This is a genomic window from Serpens gallinarum (assembly GCF_014836765.1).
Taxonomy (GTDB): Bacteria; Pseudomonadota; Gammaproteobacteria; order Pseudomonadales; family Pseudomonadaceae; genus Serpens; species Serpens gallinarum.
This window is the reverse complement of sequence record NZ_JACSQG010000023.1, coordinates 1-2,046: the sequence shown is the minus strand read 5'-3', so window position 1 is coordinate 2,046 and position 2,046 is coordinate 1. Positions and strand designations below refer to the sequence as shown.

Here is a 2,046-nt window from a genome sequence, read left to right as displayed (position 1 = left end):
GTATGCGATCCATGAACCCCACCTGTTAAATGATGGGCGTTCCGTTTAGCGTGGCAGAGCTGGCGTGCAGTTCCACGGCAGCAGCGCTTCGTAGTCTTCGACGCTGTTGGCGGTCGGCAGGCGTTCGAGCACATGACGCAGCCAAGCGTAGGGTTCCTGACCGTTGGCCTTGGCGGTTTCGATCAGGCTGTAGATCTGCGCGCTGGCTGTGGCGCCCTTGGGCGTGTCGCTGAACAGCCAGTTCTTGCGGCCGATGACGAAGGGGCGGATGGCGTTCTCGGCGCGGTTGTTATCGATCGGCAGGTGGCCGCCTTCGGTATAGCGCACCAGACGGCGCCAGTTGCTGGCCAGGTAGTTCACCGCCTTGCCCAGGGCATTGTGTGCGGTGACCTGGGGCTGGGTTTTATCCAGCCAGTTTTTCAGTTGCGCGAGGATCGCTTCGCTGTGTTGCTGGCGGCCGATGAGGCGTTGGTTATCGTCGGCGTCCTTGAGCTCACGCTCGATGCCGTACAGTTTGTTGATCAGGTTCAGCGCCACGTCGGCGCGCCCGGTCTTGCCCTTGGGCTGCACCTTCTGCGCCTCGACAAATTTACGCCGGGCATGCGCCCAGCAAGCCAGGCGCTCAATACCCGCCTGCGCCGCCACAGCGTTGTAGCCGGCGTAATCATCGGTCATCAGGTAGCCGCGGTAGCCCTCGAGCAGGCGCAAGGGGATCTCCTGCGCACGGCTGGATGAGTAGTCAAACAGGACTACCGGTTGCTCCGCTGGCCCGCCGGCCCGTACCCACATCCAGGAGTGAGTCGTGGGATCGCGCCCCGGCTCCTTGAGGACCTGGACGCGGGTTTCATCACAGTGGACCACCGGGCTTTCCAGTAGCCGGTCGTGCAGCAAATTCATCAGCGGTTGCAGCTGTTCGCCACACTGGATCACCCAGCGCGCCAGGGTCTGGCGCGAGAGGTCGATGCCATGACGCGCCAGCACGTTTTCGAAGCGATGCAGCGGTAGACCGTCGACATACTTGGCGGTCAGTAACATGGCCAGCACGCTGGCGCTGGCCAGGCTTTTCTCGATCAGCTGCGCCGGCTTGTCGGCGGTGACCGGCGCGGCCTCACAGCCACGGCAACCGTAAACCTTGCGGATGTGTTTAAGCACGCGGATCTGCATCGGGACGATCTCCAGCTGTTCGCTGGTCTCTTCGCCGATGGCGTGCTTGCGGCAACCGCAGGCACAGGTTAGCGCGTGCTCGGGCAGTTCATGCAGGAACTCAGTGCGCGGCAGCTGGGCCGGCAACGGCTTGCGCTTGCCGCGACGTTTGATCGGCGCGACGACTTCTTCCGCCTCGTCAGCGACGTCTGTCGCGGCCGCTTCGGCCAGGCTTTCCGCTTCGTTGAACATGGCCAACTGCGGCGAATCGGCATCCACGCTCTGCTCGGACTTACGACCGAACAGGCGCTGGATCAAGAGCGCGTTCTGTTCTTGAAGCTGGATGATTTTTCCCTGATCCAACTCTCGCGCACTGACCATCTGCGCAAGCAGTTGCTTGAGCAAAACGGGATCGTCGGGGAGGGTTTCGGGCATGCAAATCATGCCGTGGATTATACCGGCTCAGGTCACGAAACGCGGCGTCAAAACCTGATGCGGGCGGTTGCGCCACAGGTCGAAACCATCCAGCAGCCAGTTCAACTCTTGAACCGTCAGTACGATGGCTTCGTCTTGATCGGGCGATGTTTTGAACCGCTCGGCCTCCAGGCGCTTGAGCCACAGGCAGAAGCCGTTGCGCTCCCAATAGAGAATTTTCACTCGGTTACGCGCACGGTTGAGGAAGACAAACAACACCGGGTCGAACACCGCCACCTTGATATCCAGTTCGACCAGAGCAGCCAGGCCGTCGATGGACTTTCGAAAGTCCACGGGCTTGGGGTAGAGGTAGACTTTTTCGACCTTGGCGTCGGGACGCATCATGCAGGGTAGGCTCCAGAGGGAATCGGGAGCTCAGCATCGGGACTTTTTCAGTCCTTTTGAATGTGTGCTTTATGGAGCGGTTAC

General features: G+C 61.0%; 2 protein-coding genes. Both read right to left on the bottom strand.

From position 1 onward, the window contains the following. Positions 1-45: 45 nt before the first annotated feature. Positions 46-1,587 (bottom strand): IS66 family transposase, encoded by a 1,542-nt coding sequence (tnpC, locus tag H9642_RS18200; RefSeq protein WP_251837868.1) that lies wholly within the window; start codon positions 1,585-1,587, stop codon positions 46-48. 18 nt (positions 1,588-1,605) lie between these two features. Continuing rightward, the gene (gene tnpB, locus H9642_RS18195; RefSeq protein ID WP_251837867.1) at positions 1,606-1,962 is read right to left on the bottom strand and encodes an IS66 family insertion sequence element accessory protein TnpB; all 357 of its coding nucleotides are present in this window, start codon (positions 1,960-1,962) and stop codon (positions 1,606-1,608) included. Positions 1,963-2,046 lie beyond the last annotated feature (84 nt).